Origin of the sequence: Pseudomonas sp. 5P_5.1_Bac1, assembly GCF_025466015.1 — a bacterium.
In the GTDB taxonomy this organism is placed as follows: Bacteria; Pseudomonadota; Gammaproteobacteria; order Pseudomonadales; family Pseudomonadaceae; genus Aquipseudomonas.
The window spans coordinates 1-430 of record NZ_JANLNX010000045.1; the positions used below are offsets into that span (position 1 = coordinate 1).

Consider the following 430-nt stretch of genomic DNA (forward strand, 5'->3'; position numbering starts at 1 on the left):
ATTGGCGAGGCTGATGACCAGTGGTGCGCCAGTTACTGGTGCAGTGACGCTCGCGGTGTAAGTGACGACGCCGCCTTCGGTCACGCTTGGGGTGGCGGTCAGGGTCACGGTGCTGGTGTCGATGGTGTCGGTCACTGCCGTTATGGCTGGCGTGCTGCTGACGTTCAACTTCTCGAAATCACCGCCAGTGGTGCCGGTAATGGTGGCGCTGACGTTGCCGCTGTCCACGTACACGGTGTTTTTCGGGGCGGCGATGGTGATGCTGCCTTCGGTGGCGTCCTTGGCGATGGTGATGGTTTCACCGTTGCTCAGGGTGACCTTCATTTCCGTGCCGGCTGGGTTGGTCAGTTTGGCGGTGTAAGTGATCTGGCCGCCTTCCTGGACGGTGCCGGTGGCGGTGAGCGAGACGCCAGTGGTGTCGAGGTGAGCG

1 protein-coding gene is annotated in these 430 nt (G+C 62.3%); it reads right to left on the minus strand.

Annotation, left to right across the window (positions count from 1 at the left end; genetic code table 11):
• A partial coding sequence (locus NTD82_RS09190; protein WP_262128521.1) for an immunoglobulin-like domain-containing protein occupies positions 1–430 on the minus strand: 430 nt, incomplete at both ends.